Here is an 18,999-nt window from a genome sequence, read left to right on the forward strand (position 1 = left end):
CGTAGGCGTTCACACCCCAGAGGTGGGAATTGACGAGCATTTGATCGTCGGCGCGGTAAATGCTGTTGTAAAGCGTCGAGTCGTGTGTCCGAAGCTCAACGCCTGGGGTTGCTTGCAGGTCTCGGTAGTGGAGCAGGGCCAGGCGGCAACGGGATTCGATCGCGGGTAGGCCTCGTGCAGGAACACCGCCGCGTAGACCAGAACATCGATGTCCTGGCGCGCCGTAGCGAACAGGTTGACGAACGTCGACGCCGGAACGTCGGCTCGCTGATCGTAGAGAGCAACGAGTTCGGGGCTGACGGCGCGAGCGGTCCGCGCCTGCCGGAGTGCCGGCCACAGGGCATGAACATCCTCGCGGAGCGCCTCGGCGGCTTGGATAGCCGTACGTCTCCGAGGGACGCGGCCCAGGTTCACCCAACGCTCAACCGACTTCGGATCCATGCCGGTCGCCTCGGCCAAGCTCGCGTGAGTCCATCCGCCCGCGGCCATAGCGGCCCGGAGCCGCTCGTTCGACGTAGGGACGTTGTACACCTGTCGGGACGTCCCCAAGTGGGAAACGTGGGAGGTTCCGCTGTCCCGCCGATCGACGAGACCCTGTGTTCGACGGACTTGCGGCGAACAGACAGGGGCGAACGATGCGACACCGACCGGCGGCACTCGGATATCTGCGCACCGATGTTTCCGGGGTGAGCCAGCTATGGGACGAGCACCAAATCAGGTCGCTCGCAACGAAACTCGGATACGACTTCTGCGGGATGATTGTCCATGACCCCAGAACCGATCGGCCCCCACTGGCACGACTGAAGGCTCAAGCTACGCGACTTTGCGCCGAGGCCGTCATTACGCCCGGCGCGAACCACTTCACAGGGGGCAGCGTTCCTCGGGATCTCGTGCAGCAGGTGGATGTGATCACCGTTAGCCCAGAGGCTACCTACGCTCGATGGTCCACGGGGCTCGTGGACACTCTCTGACTGGACTACTCACGGCTTTGTTCCGAGGTCATGGCGCAAGGGTGGTCAGGCGGGTGGTTAGGAAGGAGAGGATTTCGTCTCGGGCCTCGAGGGTGGGGTGGCCGGGTTCGTCTACGAGGTGGGCGGTTACGACGCTGTGGGGGGTTTGGACTATGTGGGCGAAGAAGGGGGGTGGGGTTGGGTTTGCTTGGGTGGCGGGGAGGACTCGGGCGTCGAAGCGGTCGCCCAGGAGGGATTGGTAGGCGGCGAATCGGGCTGCTGTGCACCATTTGTCGCCCTCGAAGCGGTAGCCGAGGGCTCGGAGGTCTTCGTGTTCGAAGCGGGCGGCGATCGCGGCGGCGTCGGCTGGGGAGAGTTCGAGGGCGGCGGGGTCGTCGAAGGGGAGGGAGGGGTGGTTGATTACGGGGGCTATGACGGTGGGGTCGAGGGTCATTGTGAGGGCGAAGTTTCCGGTTAGGCAGAGGCCGATGGCGCCTACTCCGGGGCCGCCGCATTGTTGGTGGGCCTGGCGGGCCAGGCCGCGGAGCCAGCTGACGATGGGGCTGGAGCCGGTTCCGGCGAGGACTCGGAATTCGGCGCTGACGCAGATGTGGTTGTAGACGCGCTTGCCCAGTTCGACGGTGGGGTAGGCGCCGTCTATGCCGAACAGGGAGGGCATGTGGACGGTGAAGCCGGCGTCTCGGATCCAGCGGGCGAAGCGGGCCACGTCGGGGCTGATGCCGGGCATTTCGGGCATGAGGATGACGGCGGGGCCGGTACCGGAGACGTGGACGATCTTGGTGATGTCGTCGACGGTTACGGCTCGTGGGGTGAAGTCGTCGAGGGGGTCGTCGCGGTCCATGAGGAGGACGGTAGGGCGTGGGGGCGGGCTGTCACATAGGCTGGATCGCCAGGTATGAGGGTGATCTGGCCATCGGATTGGGAGGCGTGGCGTGACGCGGTTGCGGGTGGGGGTGCTGGCGTATGACGGGTGCTTCGCGTCGCAGGTGTACTCGGTGCCGGATCTGCTGACGATCGCGGCGCAGGTCGCGCCGGCGGGGCAGGCGCCGGAGATCGTGGTGATGTCGCCGCGGCGGCAGGTGGTGGCGGCGGGTGGGCTGCGGGTCGCGGTGTCGGCGCTGCGCGAGGTGGATGTGTTGATCGTGCCGGGCTTCGAAACCGGGTCTGGCGCAGCGTTCGCCGGTGTACGGGCGCGGTTGGGGCCGGAGATCGCCGCGATTCAGCGGTTTCGTGCGCAGGGGACGAAGGTGGTTTCGATCTGTGTCGGGGCGTTCCTGTTGGCCGAGGCCGGGCTGCTCGGTGGTCGCGAGGCGACCACTTCCTGGCTGTACGCGCATGATCTGGCGGAGGCGTACCCGGAGGTCAGCGTCCTGGCCGAGCGCACGGTGGTGGTCGCCGAGGCGGAGGTGATCACCACCGCCGCATTCAGTGCGATGTACGACCTGGCGTTGACGCTGGTGCGGGAACACCACGGCGACAGGGTGGCACGGACGACCGCGAGACTGACGTTGCTGGATGACACTCGGACTCGGCAGACTCCGTATGCCGATCCAGCACTCGTTCCCGCCCGCCGCGGTGGTCAGCTGTCGCGAGAGGTGACGCGGTACCTGGATCGACATCTCGACCAGCGCTACGACTTGGATGCCCTGGCCGCGGTCGTCGGGGTCAGCCCGAGGACGCTGCTGCGCCGCTTCACCAGCGAAACGCAGCAGACGCCTTTGGAATACCTGCAGCGGGCCAGGGTTCGGCGGGCCGGCCTGCTCCTGGAGGAAACCGACCATTCGGTGGCGCGGATTAGTCATCTCGTCGGATATCGAGATCCCGCGACCTTCGCCAAACTCTTCCGACGGCACACCGGGTGCGCGCCCGGCGAGTACAGAACCGCTTTCAAGCGTTCGGCTACCAGCGCACCGGCAACGCCGTGAGCCCACCGGTGAAGATGTCGTCACGCTCGGTCAGGGTGGCCGGGTCCACCGCGAAGGTGAGGGTCGGGAAACGAGTTACCAACTGCGAGAACGCTATTTGGAGTTCGAGCCGGGCCAGCGGTGCGCCGAGGCAGTAGCGGGGACCGTAGCCGAACATGAAGTGGGCCGATTCCTGGCGGGTGATGTCGACCCGGTCGGGGTGGGTGAAGGTGGTGCGGTCGTGGTTGGCGGAGGCCACGCCGAGCAGGACGAGGTCGCCGGGCGCGATGTCGGTGTCGCCGACGGTGAGGGCGTGGCGGGCGTAGCGGGGCAGGCTGCTGGCGTTGCAGGCGCGCAGGAGCTCCTCGGCGGCGGAGGCGACCAGGTCGGGGCGCTCGTGCAGGAGCCGGAACTGGGCGGGGTTCTCGAGCAGCATGCGGATGCCGACGCCGATCTGGACGGCGGAGGTTTCGTGGCCGGCGAACAGGAGAACCATGGCGTGCGTGGCGATTTCGTCGTCGGTGACGCCGTCGACGGCGCACAGGCGCGACACCACGTCGTCGCCGGGGTCGCGGCGTTTGCGGCCGACCAGGTGCAGGCAGTAGGCGAACAGTTCGGCGACGCCCTGTTCGACCTTGGCGCGGTCGGCGACATTGCCGACGGCGTCGACCCAGTCACGGAAGCGGTTGCGGTCCTCGTAGGGGACGCCGAGCAGTTCGCAGATCACCAGCAGCGGCAGCGGGAGCGCCAGGGCGGCTTGCAGGTCGGCGGGCGGGCCCTGCTCCTTCATGGCGTCGAGGAGTTCGGTGGTGAGTTGTTCCACGCGCGGGCGCAGTTCCCGCATGCGTTTGGGTGAGAAGTGCGGTTGCAGCAGGGTGCGCATGCGGGCGTGGTCTTCGAGTTCGGTGTCGAAGTTGCCGATCGGGCCGCCGGAGAACGCCGACTCCCCCAGGCGCGCCGCGGTGTCCGGGGTGCGGTGCGAACGGCCCAGGCGCGGGTCGGTGAACAGGTCGCGGACCAGGTCGTAGCCGGTGGCCAGCCAGGCGGAGTCGCCGGTGGGGGTGGTGGTGCGGGTGATGCCGGAGCCGACTACGCCGGTGACCGGGCAAACCGACGGGGTCGTGTCGCGCGCGGGCACGGGTTCGGCGGGGGTGGTTGTCATCGGTGGCGTCCTCGGGTGCGTTCAGAAAGGGGTGGTGTTGAAGGGTTTCCGCGTGGTGGCGAAGGCGCGGTCGAGCGCGTCGGCGGCGCCGGCGGTGAGTGAGCGCACGCGCCCCGCGCGCTCGAACTCGCTGATCGAGTGGGTGCCGAAGTAGGCGGTGGTGAGTTCGAGCGGCCCGATGCGGACGTCGGCGGCCGCGCCTTCGACGGGCGTCCAGGCGCCGTTGCCGCCGGTGACGTCGAGCCGGTAGGTCCCGGCGCTCAACCCCCACGGGTCGGCCACCTCGATGACGCCGTGGAAGTCGGATCGGAACTCTCGTGCGCCGATCGCCTTGGGCAGGTTGAGGATCCAGGTCGACAACCCGGCGTCGACGCCGGTCACCGCCGCGGCGCGGGCATCCTCGAGCAACAGCGGGGTGGGGTCGTCGATGGCGGTGTCGAGCAGGATCCGGGCGTACTCGCCCTGTCCGAGCAGGCAGCGCAGCAGCTCGCGGTGGGCCGGCACGGTGAGCGCGCAGAAGTCGCGCACGTGCACGGTGTCTCCCGCGAGTTCGTAGACGACATAGCCGTCGGCGTGCGTCAGGACGAACGCGCGCGGGTTCAACGCGCTGGGCCACCAGGACTCCGCGCGATCCAGCGCACCGGGCGTGACCTGCTGCCAGCGGGCGTAGAGGCGACGCAACTCCCCCATCGATTCGGCGTACAAGGACTCCCGCACCCGGCCCGAATCCGGTTCGGCCGCCCGGAGTTTCGCCCGGCCACGGTCGATCCGCAGATGCCTGGTGTGGGTGGTGACGCCGACATAGGAATAGCTGCCGCCGGGCCCGGGCATGGCGGCGAACACGTCGGCTGCGGTCTCCATGGCGATGGCCATCAGCTCGGCCTGCACCTTGGCGTAGATCCCGCGCTTCTGATGAGTGGTGGCGACCATCCCCTGCGCGCAGGCCGCGACGCTCAGCTGGGCCCCGCCCGGCGCGGTCACCGTGGTGCGAATGATGGCCGCGGTCCCCACGATGCGCGGTTCCCCGGCCTCGGTGACATCCTCCACCACGGCGATGTCCTCGAGCTGGAACTGCCGTTTCCACGCCTCGAAATCGTGGGTCTTCACGCCCCCGAACGCGCGGTCGTAGCGTCCGCGCAGCGCCTCCCAGTCGGATTCGACGGCGCGGCGGGTGCGGATCCCGTCGATGGTGCGGCTCTGCCAGTCGGCCATGAGTTCGGAGGTCATGCCAGGCCTTTCGGGTCGAGGGCGGCGGCGTGGGTGCGCACCTTGTCCAGCGCGGTGAGGATGTCGTCGATATCGGCGCGCTCGCCCAGCAGCACGCTGTGGTGCATGAGCAGGGTGTGGTCGCGGTAGTGGTCGGCGCCGGTGAAGTCGCGCCCGGTGGCGCGGTCGACGGCCTCGGCCCACCGCCGCGCGAAGCGGGGTTTGGTCTGCGGGCGCAGCAGGGCGCTGCGGTGCAGTGGATCGCGGGGCGGGTAGACCTTGGTTCCGAGTTCGGCCGTGAGCGCTGCCGCCACCTGATCGACGGTTGCGAGACCGAAAGCACCGGGCTGCAGACGGATTCCGTATTCATAGACGGCGCGCCGGTCCACCGCGGCGGGGACGGGGATACGTTCCAGGCCGGGAATGTCCGGCAGTCCGGCTTCCAGATCCTTGGCCCTGGCCTCGCGCAGCGCGTGCTGGTCGTCCAGGCGTGGCAACTGGTCGAGTAGAAGTCCCGCGGTGAGTTCGGACATGCAGTAGTTCGCGCCCATGACGGTGGCCTGTTCGACGAGCTCGAACTCCCCGGCAGCCGGCGCATCGTGGGTGTAGGCGCGAGAGTCCGCGCGCAGCATGAGCATTCGCTCGTACAGGTCGTGGCGGTCGGTGATCGCGGCCCCGGCCTCCCCCGCCGCCAGTGACTTGGCCGCGCCGAGGCTGAACACCCCGATCGCGCCGAAGGTCCCGACCGCGCGCCCGGCCCACCGGGTGCCGTGGGCCTGCGAGCAGTCCTCGATCAGCGCGAGCCCCTCGTCACCGGTGACCGCGACGATGTCGTCGAGTTCGGCCGCGGTGCAGGCCAGATGGACCACGATGACCGCCCGTGTGCGCGGCGAGACCACCGCGCGCAGTTCATCACCGGTCAGGCAGCCGGTATCGGGATCGACGTCGGCGAGCACCGGGACCGCGCCCACCCGCAGCACCGCCGTCGCGGGAGCGACCCAGGTCATGGCGGGCACCACCACCTCGTCCCCGGGCCCGATCCCCAGCGCCTCCAACGCGATCACCAGCGCACTGGACCCGTGGTCCACGCTGACCCCGTAGGCGGCGTCGTTGTAGCGGGCGAACGCCTCGCCGAACAGCCGCTCGCGGGATTTGCCGCCGCGCGGGCTGTACCAGGTCACCGACCAGCGTGAGGAGTGCAGCGCGGCAAGCAGTTCCGCGGCGGTCCGATTGTCGTATTGCGGCCAGCGCGGCCAGGCCCGTCCCCCGCGGACCGGCGCACCCCCGTGCAGTGCGAGCATGGCGGGCCTACCCGACCACGACCGGCGCGGACGCCCGCGCGACGACATCGAGCGCGGCCCGGATCTCCGACAGCTCCACCGGCACCAGCGGCAGGTCCCCGGTGAGCGCCGGGCGCCCCAACGACCGCAGCAGCACGAACGGCACCGTGTCCGGCCGCGGCGGCAGGTACCCCTTCTTGTTGTCGTCGGCGATCACCGCGAGCACATCGTCGACGCTCACCGACGCGGGCAGCGCCGGCTCCACGCCCAGCCCGGTGACGATCTCGTAATGGACGCTCACCTCGTCATCGGACAGCCATCCGCGTGCGTGCGAGATATGCGCGGCCACCAGCATTCCCAGCGCAATCGCCGCGCCGTGCGGAAGTCCCGCGACCCCGCGCGCCCGGTGATCGCAGATCTCGATGGCGTGCCCCGTGGTGTGCCCGTATTCCAGGACCAGCCCGGCGCGACGCTCGAAGGTGTCTTCCCGCGTGACAGCGGATTTCGCGGCGATGCTCGCGTCCAGCAACCACAGCAGCGAATGCGGGCTGCTCAATTCGCCCGCCGCGATGACCCGACGCAATCCGTCCAGTGCCGCCGGCTGGATCGCGAGGCAATTCTTCGCCATTTCGCACAGCCCCGAACGCAATTCCCGCTCGGGCAGGGTGGTGAACAGTTCCACGTCGGTGAATACCGCTTCGGGCGCGTAATAGGTGCCCAGGTGATTCTTCCCGACCCCGGAGTTGATCGCCTGCTTGAGCGACAGCACCGAATCCATGGCCGCGATGGTGGTGGTCGGCACGTGGACCAGCCGCACACCCCGGAACAGCAGGTTCGCCATCAACCCGGCCAGGTTGCCGGGCACCCCGCCGCCGAAGGACACCACCACCGACCGCCGCGTGATGCCCGCCCGAAACGCGGTCTCCAGATGACCCGACAGGCAGGTCAGCGTTTTCATGGATTCGCCGGAGGGATGCGAGAGGATCAGCGCGGGAATGGATCCGGCCAGGGTGTCGAGGTGGTGCCGGTAGCGGGCGCGGACATCGTCGTCGGTGACGATCACGAGTTTGTCGGGTCCCAGCGCGGTGATCGCCGCACCGATCTCGGCGACGCAGTCGCGGCCGAAATAGTAGGGAAACGATTGTTCGCCGATCACTATCGTGCGCGACCGCAGACCCGATTCGTCGCGCGACGATGAAGTATTGGCCATTTCCGGTGCCGCTCCTCGCTATTGGCCGATCCCCCATCGACTCCCTTGCCGGCGCCATTGCCGACCCTCGCACGGCAAATATCGAATGCGCGCTCCCCACTTGGCAACCGCTGGGATTCCCCAGTCAGGTGCACGGGAATTCGCGAGTACCACTGTGCGAAACACGGTGTTGCGCCGCCACCACCGCCGGTGGTACCGCCGCTTCCGGCCACCCCGGGTCGTCGTTCCATGCGGCCCGGGCCGGGGCCGCCCCCTAGGCTGGGGGCAGATGACCGTGTGCGAAGGGATGCCGTTGGCCGACAACGAATTCGGGCTGCCGACCGTCGAGGTGCTGCGCGCGCCCACGCTGGCGGAGTTCGTACGCGAACGCCGGGCGCGGGCCAGCACGCGCTATCCGGCGGGGCTGACCCGTAAGCAGCTGGCCGAGGCCACCCATGCCAGTCTGGGCTACATCGCCAAGATCGAGCAGGGTGAGGCGCTCAATCCCGGTCCGGCCATTCTGGATTCGCTGGCCGTGGTGCTCGAGCTCGACACGGCCGAACGTGTGCATCTGTATCACCTGGCCCAGCAGCGTCCGGCGGCGTCGTCGGCGCGGGCGTTGCGTCACGGTGACGCGGCGGCCGCCGCGGTGCGCACCACGCTCGACGCCCTGCTGCCGCATCTGGCCGCCGCGATCGACGACGCCTGGAATGTGGTGGCCTGCAACAGCGCCTTCGACGAGGCGCTGCCGGGCCTGTCGTGCCGGGGGCACGTGCTGCGCTGGATGTTCACTGATCCGCGGGCGCGCATCGTGCTCGAGGAGTGGGAGCGCGAGGCGCGGTTGATGGTCGGGCGCTTCCGCGCCTACGCGGGCGGGGCTCCGGTCAGCGGCAACCTCGACGGGCTGCTGCGGGAACTGGGCGAGCAGCCCGACTTCCGGCGGCTGTGGAACGAGGGGCACGTGCACATCGGCCGCCAGGATCCCACCTTCACGCTGCGAAACCCCCGCACCGCCACCGTGTTCGACGTGCGGGTGCAGCGCTATCGCGCGACCGCCCCCGGGCCGGCGCACCAGTTGTTCATCGGACTGCTCGAGCGGTGATCAGCGGGGTACGCCCGCGAGGAACCCGCGCAGCAGCGCGTTGACTTCGCCGGGATGGGTGAGCGACGGGGTCATGGCGGCCCCGGCGATGGTGTGCACCGGCACCGGATTGCCCAGGGCCGCGGCCAGTTCCTCGACCTGCTCGGCGCTGATCGCCTGATCGGCCAGCCCGCGCAGCACCAGCGCCGGGCACCGGATCTCGCCGAGCAGCTCGATCACGGTGTCCCGGTTGACCAGACATTCCCCGGACAGCCGGATCCGGTCGCGGGGTGCGGCCGCCCACTTGTCCCGCCACGGCTGCTGCTCCTCGACGGTGCCGCCGACCATGAGCGAGCCCACCATCTTGATGGTGGGGCCCGGGGTGGCGCTGCTCGTCCACTGTTCGAGCACCTCCCGGTACCCGGCGCGACGTTGCGCGGTCATCGCGGTACCGCTGCAGCCGACCACGATCAGTCCCGCGACCCGCGGCTGCGCCAGCAGCGCCATCCGCAGGGCCGTGAACCCGCCGTGGCCGACGCCGCCCACCACGACCCGGTCCAGGCCCAGTTCGTCCACCACGGCCCAGGCGTCGCGGGCGAGATCCCAATAGCTGAACGGGGTGTCGTCGTCCTCGGTCTCGCCGTGCCCGCGTGAATCGATGGCGATGATCCGGTAGTCGGGCGCGAGCGCCTCGATCTGGGGTGCGAACATCGCCTGATCCATGAACAGCCCGTGCCCGAGCACCACCGCCGGACCCGGCCCGCCGGTATCGGTGTAGTGGATCTTCACCGATCCTCTGCTCGCAAACGGCATTCCGAAACTCCTTCAGTTCACCCTGCAGGAATCGCTCACCGTACAGCAGATTCCACACCGGGTGACCCTCCTTGCGAGATCCGTCACGCAGCCCGCTCCGCCGGGCCTCTCACCACGAATGATGTTCTGCCCGTAGAAAATACGGCTAGACGCGGGGCTCCAGCAGATACTCGACCAGAGTGATCAGCGCCTGCAGGCACGGGTTGCGGTCACGGGCGTCCAGACGCAGCAGCGGGGTGTCCGGATCCAGGTCGAGGGCATCCCGGATCTCCTCGAGCGGGTGGTGGGGCGCTCCGTCGAAGTCGTTGACGGCCACCGCGTACGGCACGCCGCGCTCCTCCAGGATCGACAGCGCCTCGTCGGCCTTGTCCAGGCGGCGGGTGTCCACCAGCACCAGCGCGCCCAGTGCGCCGACGGCCAGGTCCTCCCAGATGGGCACGAACCGGCGCTGGCCGGGCGTGCCGAACAGATACAGGGCCAGGCGGGGATTGAGGGTGATACGGCCGAAGTCCATGGCCACCGTGGTGGTGGTCTTGCCCGGCAACCCGGCCATATCGTCGACGCCGACGCTGGCCTCGGTGATCGTCTCCTCGGTGCGCAGCGGCCGGATCTCGGACACACTGCCTACGAACGTGGTCTTCCCGACGCCGAAGTTCCCCGCCACCAGCAACTTCACGGTGCGGGTGACGGTCTCCGGCACATAGTCGACGACGCGCTCATGCGGAGAGAGCGCGGAGTCCATGGAGTACCTCCTCCAAGAGGGCTTGTCCCGGCAGCGCTTCCACCGGGGCAGGGTGGGCCAGATGGCCACTGTCGAGCAGATCGGCTACCAGGATCTTGACCACCGACGGCGGCAGATCCAGGTAGGCCGCCAGCTCGGCGGGGGTCAGCACGCCGCGCCGAGCGATCTGCAGGATGCGGCGAGCGTCCGGGGACGCACCGGGTGGCGGATCGGATACCGCGACAACCAGACTGACCAGATCCAGCGCCCGACTCGGACGCGATCGGCCACCGGTGCGCACGTACGCCCGGACCAGGTCGGGATCGCGCCGGGGCCGGCTCATGACCGCGGCAGATCCACTCTGGTCCGCGACGTACTGCCGAGCTCACGCCCGACCCGCCCGGCCAGTTCGTTCATCCGGTGCGCGATCAGGCTGACGTCCACGTCCTGGGTGGTCGAGACGCCCAGCAGCGCACCGGCTCCGGCGGCGGTGATGAAGATCATCCCGTCGGCGTATTCGGTCATGTTCTGGCGCACCGAGTTCCCGGGCGAGCCGCCGCAGAATTCGGCGAGCGCCTTGCCCAGGGCCCGCAGACCCGACGCCGCGGCGGCGAACCGCTCGGCATCGTCGATGCTGACGCCGCTGGTGTGAGCGATGCGTAGGCCGTCCTCGGACAACAGCACGGCGAACCGGACACCGGGGGCCTCGAGATCCTCGAGCAGCCAGGCCAGCCGGTTGGTATCACTCACTGCCGTCGCGGGCGTACCGGTCACGATGTCATCCCTTCGGAGTGCTCGTACGCGGCCGCACGGCCGCGCTGGGAGCCGCTGTGCCAGGCAGCGGCGATATCGGGACGCGCGGGGGCGGTGGCGTCCGCGGCGTCCGGGCCGGCGGTGGCAGCCAAGGCCACCGTCGCGGAGCGGCGGCGCCGTCGAGGCAGGCCGCCGGAGGTCAGTTCCTGGGGTGCGACCGAATCCATGGCCACCACGGTAGGTTCGGGATCGGGCGCGGGCAGCCGGGTGGGTGCGGGCACCGGGGCGGGGGGCGCCACGGTCATCGGCACCGGGGCGGGCGCCGGCACCACGGCCGGGGCGGTCAGCTGCGCGGCGGCCGGTGCGGCCAGCAGGGATTCGGGGATGAACACCATGGCACGCATACCGCCGTACATGTTCGGGCCGTCGATGTAGACCGAGAACCCGTAGCGGCGCGCGAGGGCGGCCACACCGGGGAAGCCGACGCGCGGGGTCGGGCCCAGCGCGTGGATGTCGACGACCTGGTCGCCGGCCAGCACGCGGCGGGTCTCCTCGAGCTGTTCGGGGTTCATCCGGACACCGGCGTCATCGACGATGACGGTGACGCCGTGGTGGCCCTCCTGGAACCCGATGTCCACGAACGAGGTCGGCGGCGAGTAGCGCAGCGCGTTGTCCAGCAGCGTCGCGATGGTGTGCACCAGCGGCTCGACCACGCGGCTCACCACCGGGCGGTCCAGTTCGCCCGAACGCACCCGGGTGTAGTCGCGCACGCGGCCGGTGGCCCCGCCCACGACGTCGGTGAGGGACTGCTGCGGCCAGCGGCGGCCGGGCAGACCGCCACAGACGATCACGTAGGACTGCGCCTGACGGATCATCTGCTGCACGGAATGGTCGATGCGGGTGAGCGTCTCGAAGGTCTCGTCATTGCGGTGGCGGCGCAGCGCGGCGCTCACCACCTGGCTGACGTCGGCGCCCAGGCTCACCACGGACGCGCCGAACGCGCGCACGGCCGCGGAGGTGGCGTCGCGGGCCGCGCCTTCCACCTGCGCGCGAGCGCTGTCGGCGGCGTCGGCGACCGCGACCCGGGCGTTCTCGCTCGATTGCGCGACCGAGACCCGGGCGGCCTCCTCGGCCTGGGCGATGGCCAGCTGGGCCATCTCCTCGAGCTGGGCGATCGCGGTCTCACGGGAGGATTCGGCCTCGGCGAGGGCCAGCTGGGTCTCGTCGGCGCGTTCGCGCGCGACCCGCTCGGCGGTCTCGGTGGCGACCTTCTGCAGCTCCTCGCCGCAGCGGGCGGTCCACTGCCAGACCAGTTCCGCGATGCGCGACTGTTCGAGCACGACCGGCAGGTTCACGGTCGGGTTGTCGGGGTCCGAGCGGCGCACCGCCGCACCGATGGCGGGCACGACATTCTCGGTCAGATTCGCGATCATGGCCTCGACCGCGGCCTCGCGGTCCACTTGCTCCTCGCGCACGGCCGCGACACGCCCACGTTCGGCGCGCACGGCGCGCCACAGGAATACCACCCCTACCACCGCGAGCACGAGAGCGGCGGCGAGGACCCAGGAAAGCAGCACGGCGTTGTCTTGATTCATCAATTCTCTTGTCGTCCGGCCGATCCTGAAATCGGCGGAGCCACCATAGCAGAATCGTCTGTGTCCCCGAACCTTTCGGTATCTCCGAGCAAACCGCCGACCGGAGTCCATGCAGCTCATCGCATTTCAGCGCACTCTTGCAGGGCGAGGGCTCGCTGCGTTGGACCTGCCCGCCGAGCGGGTCCGAACCCGAGGTCCGAGCGCCACAATATGGACGTTCGACCATCATTGCCGAGGTTGTGGCCCGAGCTGCTGTCACCGGGCCTCGATCACCGGTTGAGCGCTCCCGAGAGGGGGTTCAGCGGCCCAGCTACTCCCCCGCGCCCGCAGCGGGGATTCCGGGGTGGCTTCGAGCCGGAACCGATTCCAGCGCCTCCGCTCGAAGCCACCCCGCCATCACCTACGCACGGGCCGGAGCCCCGGCCACGTCGCCGAACCACTCCACGAGCGCGTCACCGACCTCGATCCGGCGTGGCAGCAGGCCGTTGGCGGCGAGCAGATCCGCGGCGCGCTGCTGTTCGGCGAGGAACTCCGGACTCACCGGGCCGATGCCGAACGGCCGACCGCGCAGGGCGGCTTCCCACGCGTCCAGGTCGGCGTCCCCGCCGCGCGCGCGGATGTCGTCCACGAAATACCGCGCGGCCTCGCGCGGGTGCTCGACGATCCAGGCATCGGATTCCCGCAGGGCGGCGATGATCGCTTCCAGTTCCGGGCGGTGTTGTTCGGCGAAGTCGCGACGGGTGAACCACAGCGACGGGTGGCTGAAGACCGATTCGGTGTCGACGATCGTGTGCAGGTCGACGGCGGCCTCGACGGCGGCCAGACCCGGATAGGCCCCGACCCAGGCGTCGAGTTCGCCATCGCGCAGCAGGTTTCCGCCGTCGTGCACGTCGGTGTCGACGGGCTCGATGTCGGCCCAGCCGAGCCCGGCGCGGTCCAGGGCGAACAACAGCAGCGTGGTCTGCCAGGATCCGTGCGCGATCCCGACGCGCTTGTCCCGCAGGTCGGCAGCGGTCTCGATGCCGCTGCCCGCCAGGGTCACCAGGCGTCCGTTCTCGATGCGCGGGCCGGAGATGCCGACGTAGACGATGTCGCGGCCATGGGCCAAGGCTGTGATCGGCGGGGTGAAGCCGGTGCCGATGAAGTCGTAACCGCGCTCGTCGAACAACCAGTCCGAATGCTGGGACGGCAGGGCGGATTTCACGTCGACGGGTGCGGGCCGGGGCAGTTCGCGCAGGTCGACCCATTCCACCTCGGGCAGGGCGCGTTCGAGGATGCCGCGGTGCCGCAGCACGAACAGCGAGTTGTTGTGCGGGAAGTAGCCCACGCGGATGCTCATGAGATCTCCTGGTGAATTCGGATTTCCGGGGATGCGGTCGGGACGGCCGGGTTCGAGGGCGCTACGCCCGCCGGGCGGGTGAGACGGGAGCGGCCCAGCAGCGGGAGCACTTCCTCGCCGACGCGGTAGGCCTCCTCCAGATGCGGGTTCCCGGCCAGGATGAAGGCGTCGACGCCCAGGTCGACGAGTTCGTCGAGGCGCTGGGCGACCTGCTCGTAGCTGCCGACCAGCCCGAAGGCGGGCCCGCCGCGGATCAGGCTGAAGCCGCACCACACATTGGGTTGCACCTCCAGATCCCGATAGCCGGTGATGGTTTCGGGCACCCAGCCCTGGATGCGGGCCGCGCCCACCGAATCGCCCTGGGCGGCCCGATTGGCGGCGGCGCGGTCGACGAACGCCCAGCCCTGCTCGATCTCGGCCCAGGCGGCCTCCTCGGTGTCGCGGGCGACGATGTCGATGCGGACGGCGAACTTGGGTGCGCGGCCGGTCCGTTCGGCGTGGGCGCGGACGCCGTCGAATTTGGCGCGCAGGTCGGCGAAGGGCTCGAGCCAGGACAGGTAGTAGTCGGCGTGGCGTCCGGCGGCCTGCACGGCGGCGGGCGAGGAGCCGGAGAAGTACACCTCGGGAAAGGGCTGCCCGGCCAGGGCGGGCGGCAGGGCCGCGCCCTCGGTGTGGAAGAAGCGACCCGCGTGGTCGAACGGTTCGCCGTCCCACACCCCGCGTAGGACGTCGAGGAATTCGCTGGTGCGCGCGTAGCGGTCGTCGTGGGACACCTTGTCGCCCCACCACAATTGGGCCGGGCCCCCGCCGCCGCTGATGATGTTGTAGACCAGCCGTCCGCCGGTGGCGCGCTGCAGGCTCGCCGACATGCGCGCGGCCTGCACGGGGTGCAGGAACCCGGGCTGGAAGGCGACCATGAAGCGGTAGGTCGTGGTTTCGCGGGCAAGGGCCGCGGCCACCGCCCACGGGTCCTCGGTGATCGGGAACGAGGGCAGCAGCCCGCCGAGGAATCCGGCCGACTCCGAGGCGCGGGCCACGGCCGCGGCGTGATCGAGATAGCTGTAGCCGTCGAGCTCGCCGCCGCGGACAGCCGGGGCGATATTGCCGGGACCGTAGCCGCCGGCATGGCCGCGGTTGTAGCGGCGCGGGGTGCGCAGGGAGGCGTGATCGCCTTCCATGCCGATGCGCCAATAGATGTCGATGGTCATGCGGTGGCCTCCTTCAGGGTGCGGCCGGCCGGGTCGGCTCGGAACAGCAGGTGTTCACCGGCCCGGTAGACCTCCTCGAGGTGCGGGTGACCCGAGAGCACCACGGTGTCGACCCCGGCGGCCGCGTAAGCGCGCAGCCGCCGCGCCACCTGGTCGTAGCTGCCGACCAGGCCGATGTCCTGCGGGTAGCCCAGGTGGGCGAAGCCCGCCCAGCGCTCCTCGCCCAGGCGCAGGGCAGCGGCGTCGGTGGCGCCGGGATACAGTTCGCGCCATTGCCTCTCGACCCGGGCCCACGCCTCGGCCTCGGTGGCCCGGGCGATGATCGGCACCTCGATGCCGGCGCGCACGGTGCGTCCGGCCGCCGCGGCCAGCGCGCGCAGTTCGGTGAGCGCCGGTTCGATTCCGTCGGGCGTCTCGATGAGGGTGTGCACGTCGGCGTGCCGCGCCGAGAGGTTCAGGGCCGCGGTCGAATTCCCGCTCAGATGGACGACCGGGAACGGCAGGCCGGACAGGATGCCGCGGAATCCGCCATTGACGACGTCGTAATGCTCGCCCGCGAAGTCGAATCCGGTGCCGGCGAAACCCGCCGGGGCCACCGCGGACTCGTTCCACACGCCGCGTGCGACGGTGAGGAATTCCGCCGCCCGCGCATACCGATCGTCGCCGTCGACCCGGTCGCCGCGCCGCCGTGCGTCCACCGGGTCGGTGTCGATCGCGAGCCGCCAGGCCAACCGTCCACCCGAGAACCGTTGCAGGGAGGCCGAGATCTTGGCCGCGTACACCGGTGTCCCGAAGGCGGGGTGGAACTCGACGATCACCCGGGCGTGCCGGGTGGCGCGCAGCGCCCCGGCAGCGACGATCCACGACTCCTCCCCCGCCGGGTCGTAGGGAGCGAGAATCCCGTCCAGTCCGGACAGTTCCGCGGCGTGCACGATCTGGTGCAGGTCGTCGAACGGGCCGAACCGTCCCGGCCGGACATCGGTGATGTCGCGGTAGCCAGGACCGGCCTCGGTCGGGTGGTCTCGCGGTGCTCGCCCCAGGTCGGCGGCGAGGATCGGAGCCCTGCCGCGACCGCGATGCCGCTGCTCGGGGTGGGCGCGGCGGCCGTCTCCGCGGCTGGGCAGCCGCCACAGAAACTCGGTCATGCCGCCACCTGTCCGGCGGCCACCAGAGCACGCGCCTGTTCGAGGGGTTCTCGCGCCAGCCACGCGTCGAGGTCGAAGTCGGCGGCCAGGAAGCCGTGGGCGTAGAGGAACTGCTTCTGCACCGCCAGCAGTTCGACACGGTCGGGCGACAGGCTCGGATGCAGTCCGACGGTGAAGTCCGTGCCATAGGCGGCGATGACACCGGCCGGGCCGGACAGGGTTTCGCGTTGCAGCACTGCGGCGGCCGCGTCGCGGTCGGTGGTCGCCCAGTCGGCGGCGCGCAGGGTTTGCGCGAGGAAGCCGATCACCGCCTCCGGGCGGGTGTCGAGCAGTTCCTGGTGCACGGTCAGGGGCCGGGGTGTGCCGTTGTTGACGCGCAGGGCCCGGGTGGCGGAGGCGTCCAGATCGACCGCGACGCGCAGGCCGTGTTCCTTCGCGACCTCCTGCGCGAGCGCGCCCTTGATGTAAACGGCGTCCACCGTGCCGTCGAGCAGTTCGGCCACGCCCCAGGTCAGGGCGCGCTCGCGGTGCTGGATCTCGGTGCGCACCTGCGGGTTCGGCTCCACCCCGAGCTCGACGATCCGGACGTCGGCAAGGGTGAGTCCGGCCGGGCCCAGGGCGTTGGCGAACCCGTGCAGCGCCATGGCGCGCGGGAAGCTGCGGGCCTGATCGCGGGCCCACGCCGGGATGCCGATGCGCCGCCCAGCCAGCTCGGCGGCGGAGGTGACCGGCGAATTCGGGCCGACCACAATGGCTTGCGCCTCGTCGATCCAGGTCAGGCCGATCAGACGGGTCGGCGAACCCTGGGCGCGGGCGGCCAGGGCGGGGACGTTGCCGCCCTCTCGGATCAGCCCCGGCAGGGTGTGGTCGAAGTGGCGGACGGCGAGTTCGGGGCCCGCGTCCTGCAGCACTCCGAAGGCCAGGCCGTTGCGCGCGGCGGTGTCGCCGAGCCAGCCGAGGCTGTGGGCGAGGCCGCTGGCGGTGGGCACGGGGCAGCGGGTGTACCAGAGGGTGTCGGTCATGGTGTGCTCCTGGGGTTTTCGGGGCCGGCGCTGCCGACGCCGAGCTGGGCGAGGAACGCGGACCGGTAGCGCAGCGCCGCCGGGTCGGTGTGGTCGCGTGGGTGGGGCAACTCGATGGCCTGGTCGACGGCGAAGCGGCCGCGGTCGAGGATGAGCACGCGGTCGGCCAGGCGTACGGCCTCGTCGACGTCGTGGGTGACCATGAGCACGGCCGGGCGGTGACGGGCCACCAGATCGCCCACCAGGTCCTGCATCCGCAGCCGGGTGAGGGCATCGAGGGCGGCGAAGGGTTCGTCGAGCAACAGCAGGTCGGGTTCACGGACCAGGGCGCGGGCCAGGGCCGCGCGCTGGGCCTCGCCGCCGGACAGGGTGGCGGGCCATTGGCGGGCCTTGCCGTCGAGCTGCACCTCGGCCAGGGCGCGCAGCCCGGCGTCGCGGGTGGCGCGGGAACGACGTTGTCCGATGGTCACATTGGCGAGCACCCGTTTGGAGGGAACCAGCCGGGGCTCCTGGTAGACGGTGGTGCGGGCGGGCGGGACCAGCACCTGTCCGGCGTCGGGCTGTTCGAGTCCGGAGAGCAGCCGCAGCAGGGTGGTCTTGCCGGTGCCGCTGGGGCCCAGCAGCGCCACGAACTCGCCGCGCCGGATGGTGAGGTCGACGCCGTCGAGAATCACCTTGTCGCCGAACGACTTCCGCAGCCCGGTGATCGAGACCGCGAGCGGGGCGGCCGCCTCGGGCGCGGAGGCGCCGACCCGAGCCGGATTGTGGTCCAGGGCGGTCATCGCAGCGCCGCCTGACCGCGCCACGGCATGGCCACGCGCTCGACCAGTCGCACCGCGGCGTCGAAGACGAGGCCCAGCACCGCGTAGAGCACCACGCACAGCACCATGTAGTCGGTGCGGTTGTACTCCTGGGCGAGGGTGACCAGGTAGCCGACGCCCTCGGTGGTGCCGACCTGTTCGGCGGCGATGAGACCGGTGATGCTGATGGACAGGCACACTCGCAGCGCCATCAGCACCCCCGGCAGCGCGGCGGGCAGGATCACTTCGAGCACCAGCCGCACGCCGCTCAGCCCGAACCCGCGCGCGGCCTCGATCAGCTTGCGGTCGACATTGCGGACACCCAGATAGGTGTAGGCGTACATCGGCGCGACCGTGGCCACCGCGATGAGCGCCACCTTGTACAGCTCGTCGATCCCGAACCAGGCGATGAACAGTGGAACCAGCGCCAGGAACGGCACCGCGCGCACGATCTGCAGGGTCGAGTCCACCAGTTCCTCACCGAGACTCGACAATCCGGCAACCATGCCCAGCAGCAGTCCCGCGCTCACCCCCAGCGCGACGCCGATCGCGGCGCGGGTGAAGGAGGCCAGCGCGAAGTCCACCAGCTGGCCGCTGCGGGCCAGCTCGAGCAGGGCCGACCACACCTTGGGTGGCCCGGCCAGCACCTGCGGCGACAAGGCCCCGGTCCCGGAAGCGATCCACCACGCCGCGATGATCAGCGCGGGCAGCACGAACCTGAGCGGCACGGAAACCCATGCGGGCCTGGCATGTTCGACCCGCGCCCGAGGCGGGGCCAATCCAGCCCGGCCCGCGACGCTCGCGTCCATG

Annotated in this window: 19 protein-coding genes; 2 read left to right on the forward strand and 17 right to left on the reverse strand. The window is 70.3% G+C overall.

Features of this window, described 5'->3' with window-relative positions:
- Positions 1-9: 9 nt before the first annotated feature.
- Positions 10-459 (reverse strand): hypothetical protein, encoded by a 450-nt coding sequence (locus ABZ382_RS01100; RefSeq protein WP_357082057.1) that lies wholly within the window; start codon positions 457-459, stop codon positions 10-12.
- Positions 460-999: 540 nt separating this feature from the next.
- On the reverse strand, positions 1,000-1,812 hold the full coding sequence (locus ABZ382_RS01105) for a dienelactone hydrolase family protein (RefSeq protein ID WP_357082059.1): 813 nt from the start codon (positions 1,810-1,812) through the stop codon (positions 1,000-1,002).
- Positions 1,813-1,966: 154 nt separating this feature from the next.
- Here ABZ382_RS01105 and ABZ382_RS01110 point away from each other — a divergent pair, with 154 nt between their 5' ends.
- Positions 1,967-2,896: a helix-turn-helix domain-containing protein gene (locus ABZ382_RS01110; RefSeq protein ID WP_357082061.1), complete on the forward strand. Its 930-nt coding sequence runs from the start codon at positions 1,967-1,969 to the stop codon at positions 2,894-2,896.
- Here the strand turns inward: ABZ382_RS01110 and ABZ382_RS01115 are convergent.
- The 4 genes from ABZ382_RS01115 to ABZ382_RS01130 are packed head-to-tail and all read right to left on the reverse strand — an operon-like array spanning position 2,871 to position 7,733.
- Positions 2,871-4,037 (reverse strand): cytochrome P450, encoded by a 1,167-nt coding sequence (locus ABZ382_RS01115; RefSeq protein WP_357082063.1) that lies wholly within the window; start codon positions 4,035-4,037, stop codon positions 2,871-2,873. The genes ABZ382_RS01110 and ABZ382_RS01115 overlap by 26 nt on opposite strands.
- Positions 4,038-4,058: 21 nt before the next feature.
- On the reverse strand, positions 4,059-5,264 hold the full coding sequence (locus ABZ382_RS01120; protein ID WP_357082065.1) for a GNAT family N-acetyltransferase: 1,206 nt from the start codon (positions 5,262-5,264) through the stop codon (positions 4,059-4,061).
- A complete protein-coding gene (locus ABZ382_RS01125; protein ID WP_357082067.1) occupies positions 5,261-6,544 on the reverse strand; it encodes a DegT/DnrJ/EryC1/StrS family aminotransferase in 1,284 nt (427 codons plus the stop codon). Before ABZ382_RS01125 ends, ABZ382_RS01120 begins: the two co-directional genes overlap by 4 nt.
- Positions 6,545-6,551: 7 nt before the next feature.
- Positions 6,552-7,733, reverse strand: a complete 1,182-nt coding sequence (locus ABZ382_RS01130) for a 2-deoxy-scyllo-inosose synthase (RefSeq protein WP_357082069.1) — start codon at positions 7,731-7,733, stop codon at positions 6,552-6,554.
- Positions 7,734-8,001: 268 nt separating this feature from the next.
- Between ABZ382_RS01130 and ABZ382_RS01135 the strand changes: the two genes are divergently transcribed.
- Positions 8,002-8,814, forward strand: coding sequence for a helix-turn-helix transcriptional regulator (locus ABZ382_RS01135; protein ID WP_357082071.1), 813 nt, complete (start codon positions 8,002-8,004; stop codon positions 8,812-8,814).
- Here the strand turns inward: ABZ382_RS01135 and ABZ382_RS01140 are convergent, their stop codons facing one another.
- The 11 genes from ABZ382_RS01140 to ABZ382_RS01190 form a co-directional block, all read right to left on the reverse strand.
- Positions 8,815-9,606, reverse strand: a complete 792-nt coding sequence (locus tag ABZ382_RS01140; protein WP_357082073.1) for an alpha/beta hydrolase — start codon at positions 9,604-9,606, stop codon at positions 8,815-8,817.
- 145 nt (positions 9,607-9,751) lie between these two features.
- A complete protein-coding gene (locus ABZ382_RS01145) occupies positions 9,752-10,348 on the reverse strand; it encodes an ATP/GTP-binding protein (RefSeq protein ID WP_357082075.1) in 597 nt (198 codons plus the stop codon).
- Entirely contained in the window at positions 10,323-10,670 is a 348-nt protein-coding gene (locus ABZ382_RS01150) for a DUF742 domain-containing protein (protein WP_357082077.1), read from the reverse strand. Before ABZ382_RS01150 ends, ABZ382_RS01145 begins: the two co-directional genes overlap by 26 nt.
- Complete coding sequence (locus ABZ382_RS01155; protein ID WP_357082079.1) at positions 10,667-11,101, reverse strand: roadblock/LC7 domain-containing protein; 435 nt, start codon at positions 11,099-11,101, stop codon at positions 10,667-10,669. Before ABZ382_RS01155 ends, ABZ382_RS01150 begins: the two co-directional genes overlap by 4 nt.
- Entirely contained in the window at positions 11,098-12,675 is a 1,578-nt protein-coding gene (locus ABZ382_RS01160) for a sensor histidine kinase (RefSeq protein ID WP_357082081.1), read from the reverse strand. Before ABZ382_RS01160 ends, ABZ382_RS01155 begins: the two co-directional genes overlap by 4 nt.
- A 400-nt stretch (positions 12,676-13,075) precedes the next feature.
- The gene (locus ABZ382_RS01165) at positions 13,076-14,014 is read right to left on the reverse strand and encodes an ABC transporter substrate-binding protein (RefSeq protein WP_357082083.1); all 939 of its coding nucleotides are present in this window, start codon (positions 14,012-14,014) and stop codon (positions 13,076-13,078) included.
- Complete coding sequence (locus tag ABZ382_RS01170) at positions 14,011-15,222, reverse strand: LLM class flavin-dependent oxidoreductase (protein ID WP_357082084.1); 1,212 nt, start codon at positions 15,220-15,222, stop codon at positions 14,011-14,013. Before ABZ382_RS01170 ends, ABZ382_RS01165 begins: the two co-directional genes overlap by 4 nt.
- A complete protein-coding gene (locus ABZ382_RS01175; protein ID WP_357082086.1) occupies positions 15,219-16,367 on the reverse strand; it encodes an LLM class flavin-dependent oxidoreductase in 1,149 nt (382 codons plus the stop codon). The genes ABZ382_RS01170 and ABZ382_RS01175 overlap by 4 nt, the downstream gene beginning before the upstream one ends.
- A complete protein-coding gene (locus ABZ382_RS01180; RefSeq protein WP_357082088.1) occupies positions 16,364-17,389 on the reverse strand; it encodes an ABC transporter substrate-binding protein in 1,026 nt (341 codons plus the stop codon). Before ABZ382_RS01180 ends, ABZ382_RS01175 begins: the two co-directional genes overlap by 4 nt.
- Positions 17,386-18,171, reverse strand: a complete 786-nt coding sequence (locus ABZ382_RS01185) for an ABC transporter ATP-binding protein (protein ID WP_357082090.1) — start codon at positions 18,169-18,171, stop codon at positions 17,386-17,388. Before ABZ382_RS01185 ends, ABZ382_RS01180 begins: the two co-directional genes overlap by 4 nt.
- Positions 18,168-18,998, reverse strand: a complete 831-nt coding sequence (locus ABZ382_RS01190; RefSeq protein WP_357082091.1) for an ABC transporter permease subunit — start codon at positions 18,996-18,998, stop codon at positions 18,168-18,170. Before ABZ382_RS01190 ends, ABZ382_RS01185 begins: the two co-directional genes overlap by 4 nt.
- Between the last annotated feature and the right edge of the window lies 1 nt (position 18,999).

This window comes from Nocardia sp. NPDC005825 (genome assembly GCF_040630175.1).
Taxonomy (GTDB): Bacteria; Actinomycetota; Actinomycetes; order Mycobacteriales; family Mycobacteriaceae; genus Nocardia.

Excerpts from the sequence above, each read along its gene's own strand:
- ABZ382_RS01105 (WP_357082059.1), bottom strand. The coding sequence starts at position 1,812 with ATGGACCGCGACGACCCCCTCGACGACTTCACCCCACGAGCCGTAACC.
- ABZ382_RS01115 (WP_357082063.1), bottom strand. The coding sequence starts at position 4,037 with ATGACAACCACCCCCGCCGAACCCGTGCCCGCGCGCGACACGACCCCG.
- ABZ382_RS01120 (WP_357082065.1), bottom strand. The coding sequence starts at position 5,264 with ATGACCTCCGAACTCATGGCCGACTGGCAGAGCCGCACCATCGACGGG.
- ABZ382_RS01125 (WP_357082067.1), bottom strand. The coding sequence starts at position 6,544 with ATGCTCGCACTGCACGGGGGTGCGCCGGTCCGCGGGGGACGGGCCTGG.
- ABZ382_RS01130 (WP_357082069.1), bottom strand. The coding sequence starts at position 7,733 with ATGGCCAATACTTCATCGTCGCGCGACGAATCGGGTCTGCGGTCGCGC.
- ABZ382_RS01135 (WP_357082071.1), top strand. The coding sequence starts at position 8,002 with ATGACCGTGTGCGAAGGGATGCCGTTGGCCGACAACGAATTCGGGCTG.
- ABZ382_RS01140 (WP_357082073.1), bottom strand. The coding sequence starts at position 9,606 with ATGCCGTTTGCGAGCAGAGGATCGGTGAAGATCCACTACACCGATACC.
- ABZ382_RS01145 (WP_357082075.1), bottom strand. The coding sequence starts at position 10,348 with ATGGACTCCGCGCTCTCTCCGCATGAGCGCGTCGTCGACTATGTGCCG.
- ABZ382_RS01150 (WP_357082077.1), bottom strand. The coding sequence starts at position 10,670 with ATGAGCCGGCCCCGGCGCGATCCCGACCTGGTCCGGGCGTACGTGCGC.
- ABZ382_RS01160 (WP_357082081.1), bottom strand. The coding sequence starts at position 12,675 with ATGAATCAAGACAACGCCGTGCTGCTTTCCTGGGTCCTCGCCGCCGCT.
- ABZ382_RS01165 (WP_357082083.1), bottom strand. The coding sequence starts at position 14,014 with ATGAGCATCCGCGTGGGCTACTTCCCGCACAACAACTCGCTGTTCGTG.
- ABZ382_RS01170 (WP_357082084.1), bottom strand. The coding sequence starts at position 15,222 with ATGACCATCGACATCTATTGGCGCATCGGCATGGAAGGCGATCACGCC.
- ABZ382_RS01175 (WP_357082086.1), bottom strand. The coding sequence starts at position 16,367 with ATGACCGAGTTTCTGTGGCGGCTGCCCAGCCGCGGAGACGGCCGCCGC.
- ABZ382_RS01180 (WP_357082088.1), bottom strand. The coding sequence starts at position 17,389 with ATGACCGACACCCTCTGGTACACCCGCTGCCCCGTGCCCACCGCCAGC.
- ABZ382_RS01185 (WP_357082090.1), bottom strand. The coding sequence starts at position 18,171 with ATGACCGCCCTGGACCACAATCCGGCTCGGGTCGGCGCCTCCGCGCCC.
- ABZ382_RS01190 (WP_357082091.1), bottom strand. The coding sequence starts at position 18,998 with ATGGACGCGAGCGTCGCGGGCCGGGCTGGATTGGCCCCGCCTCGGGCG.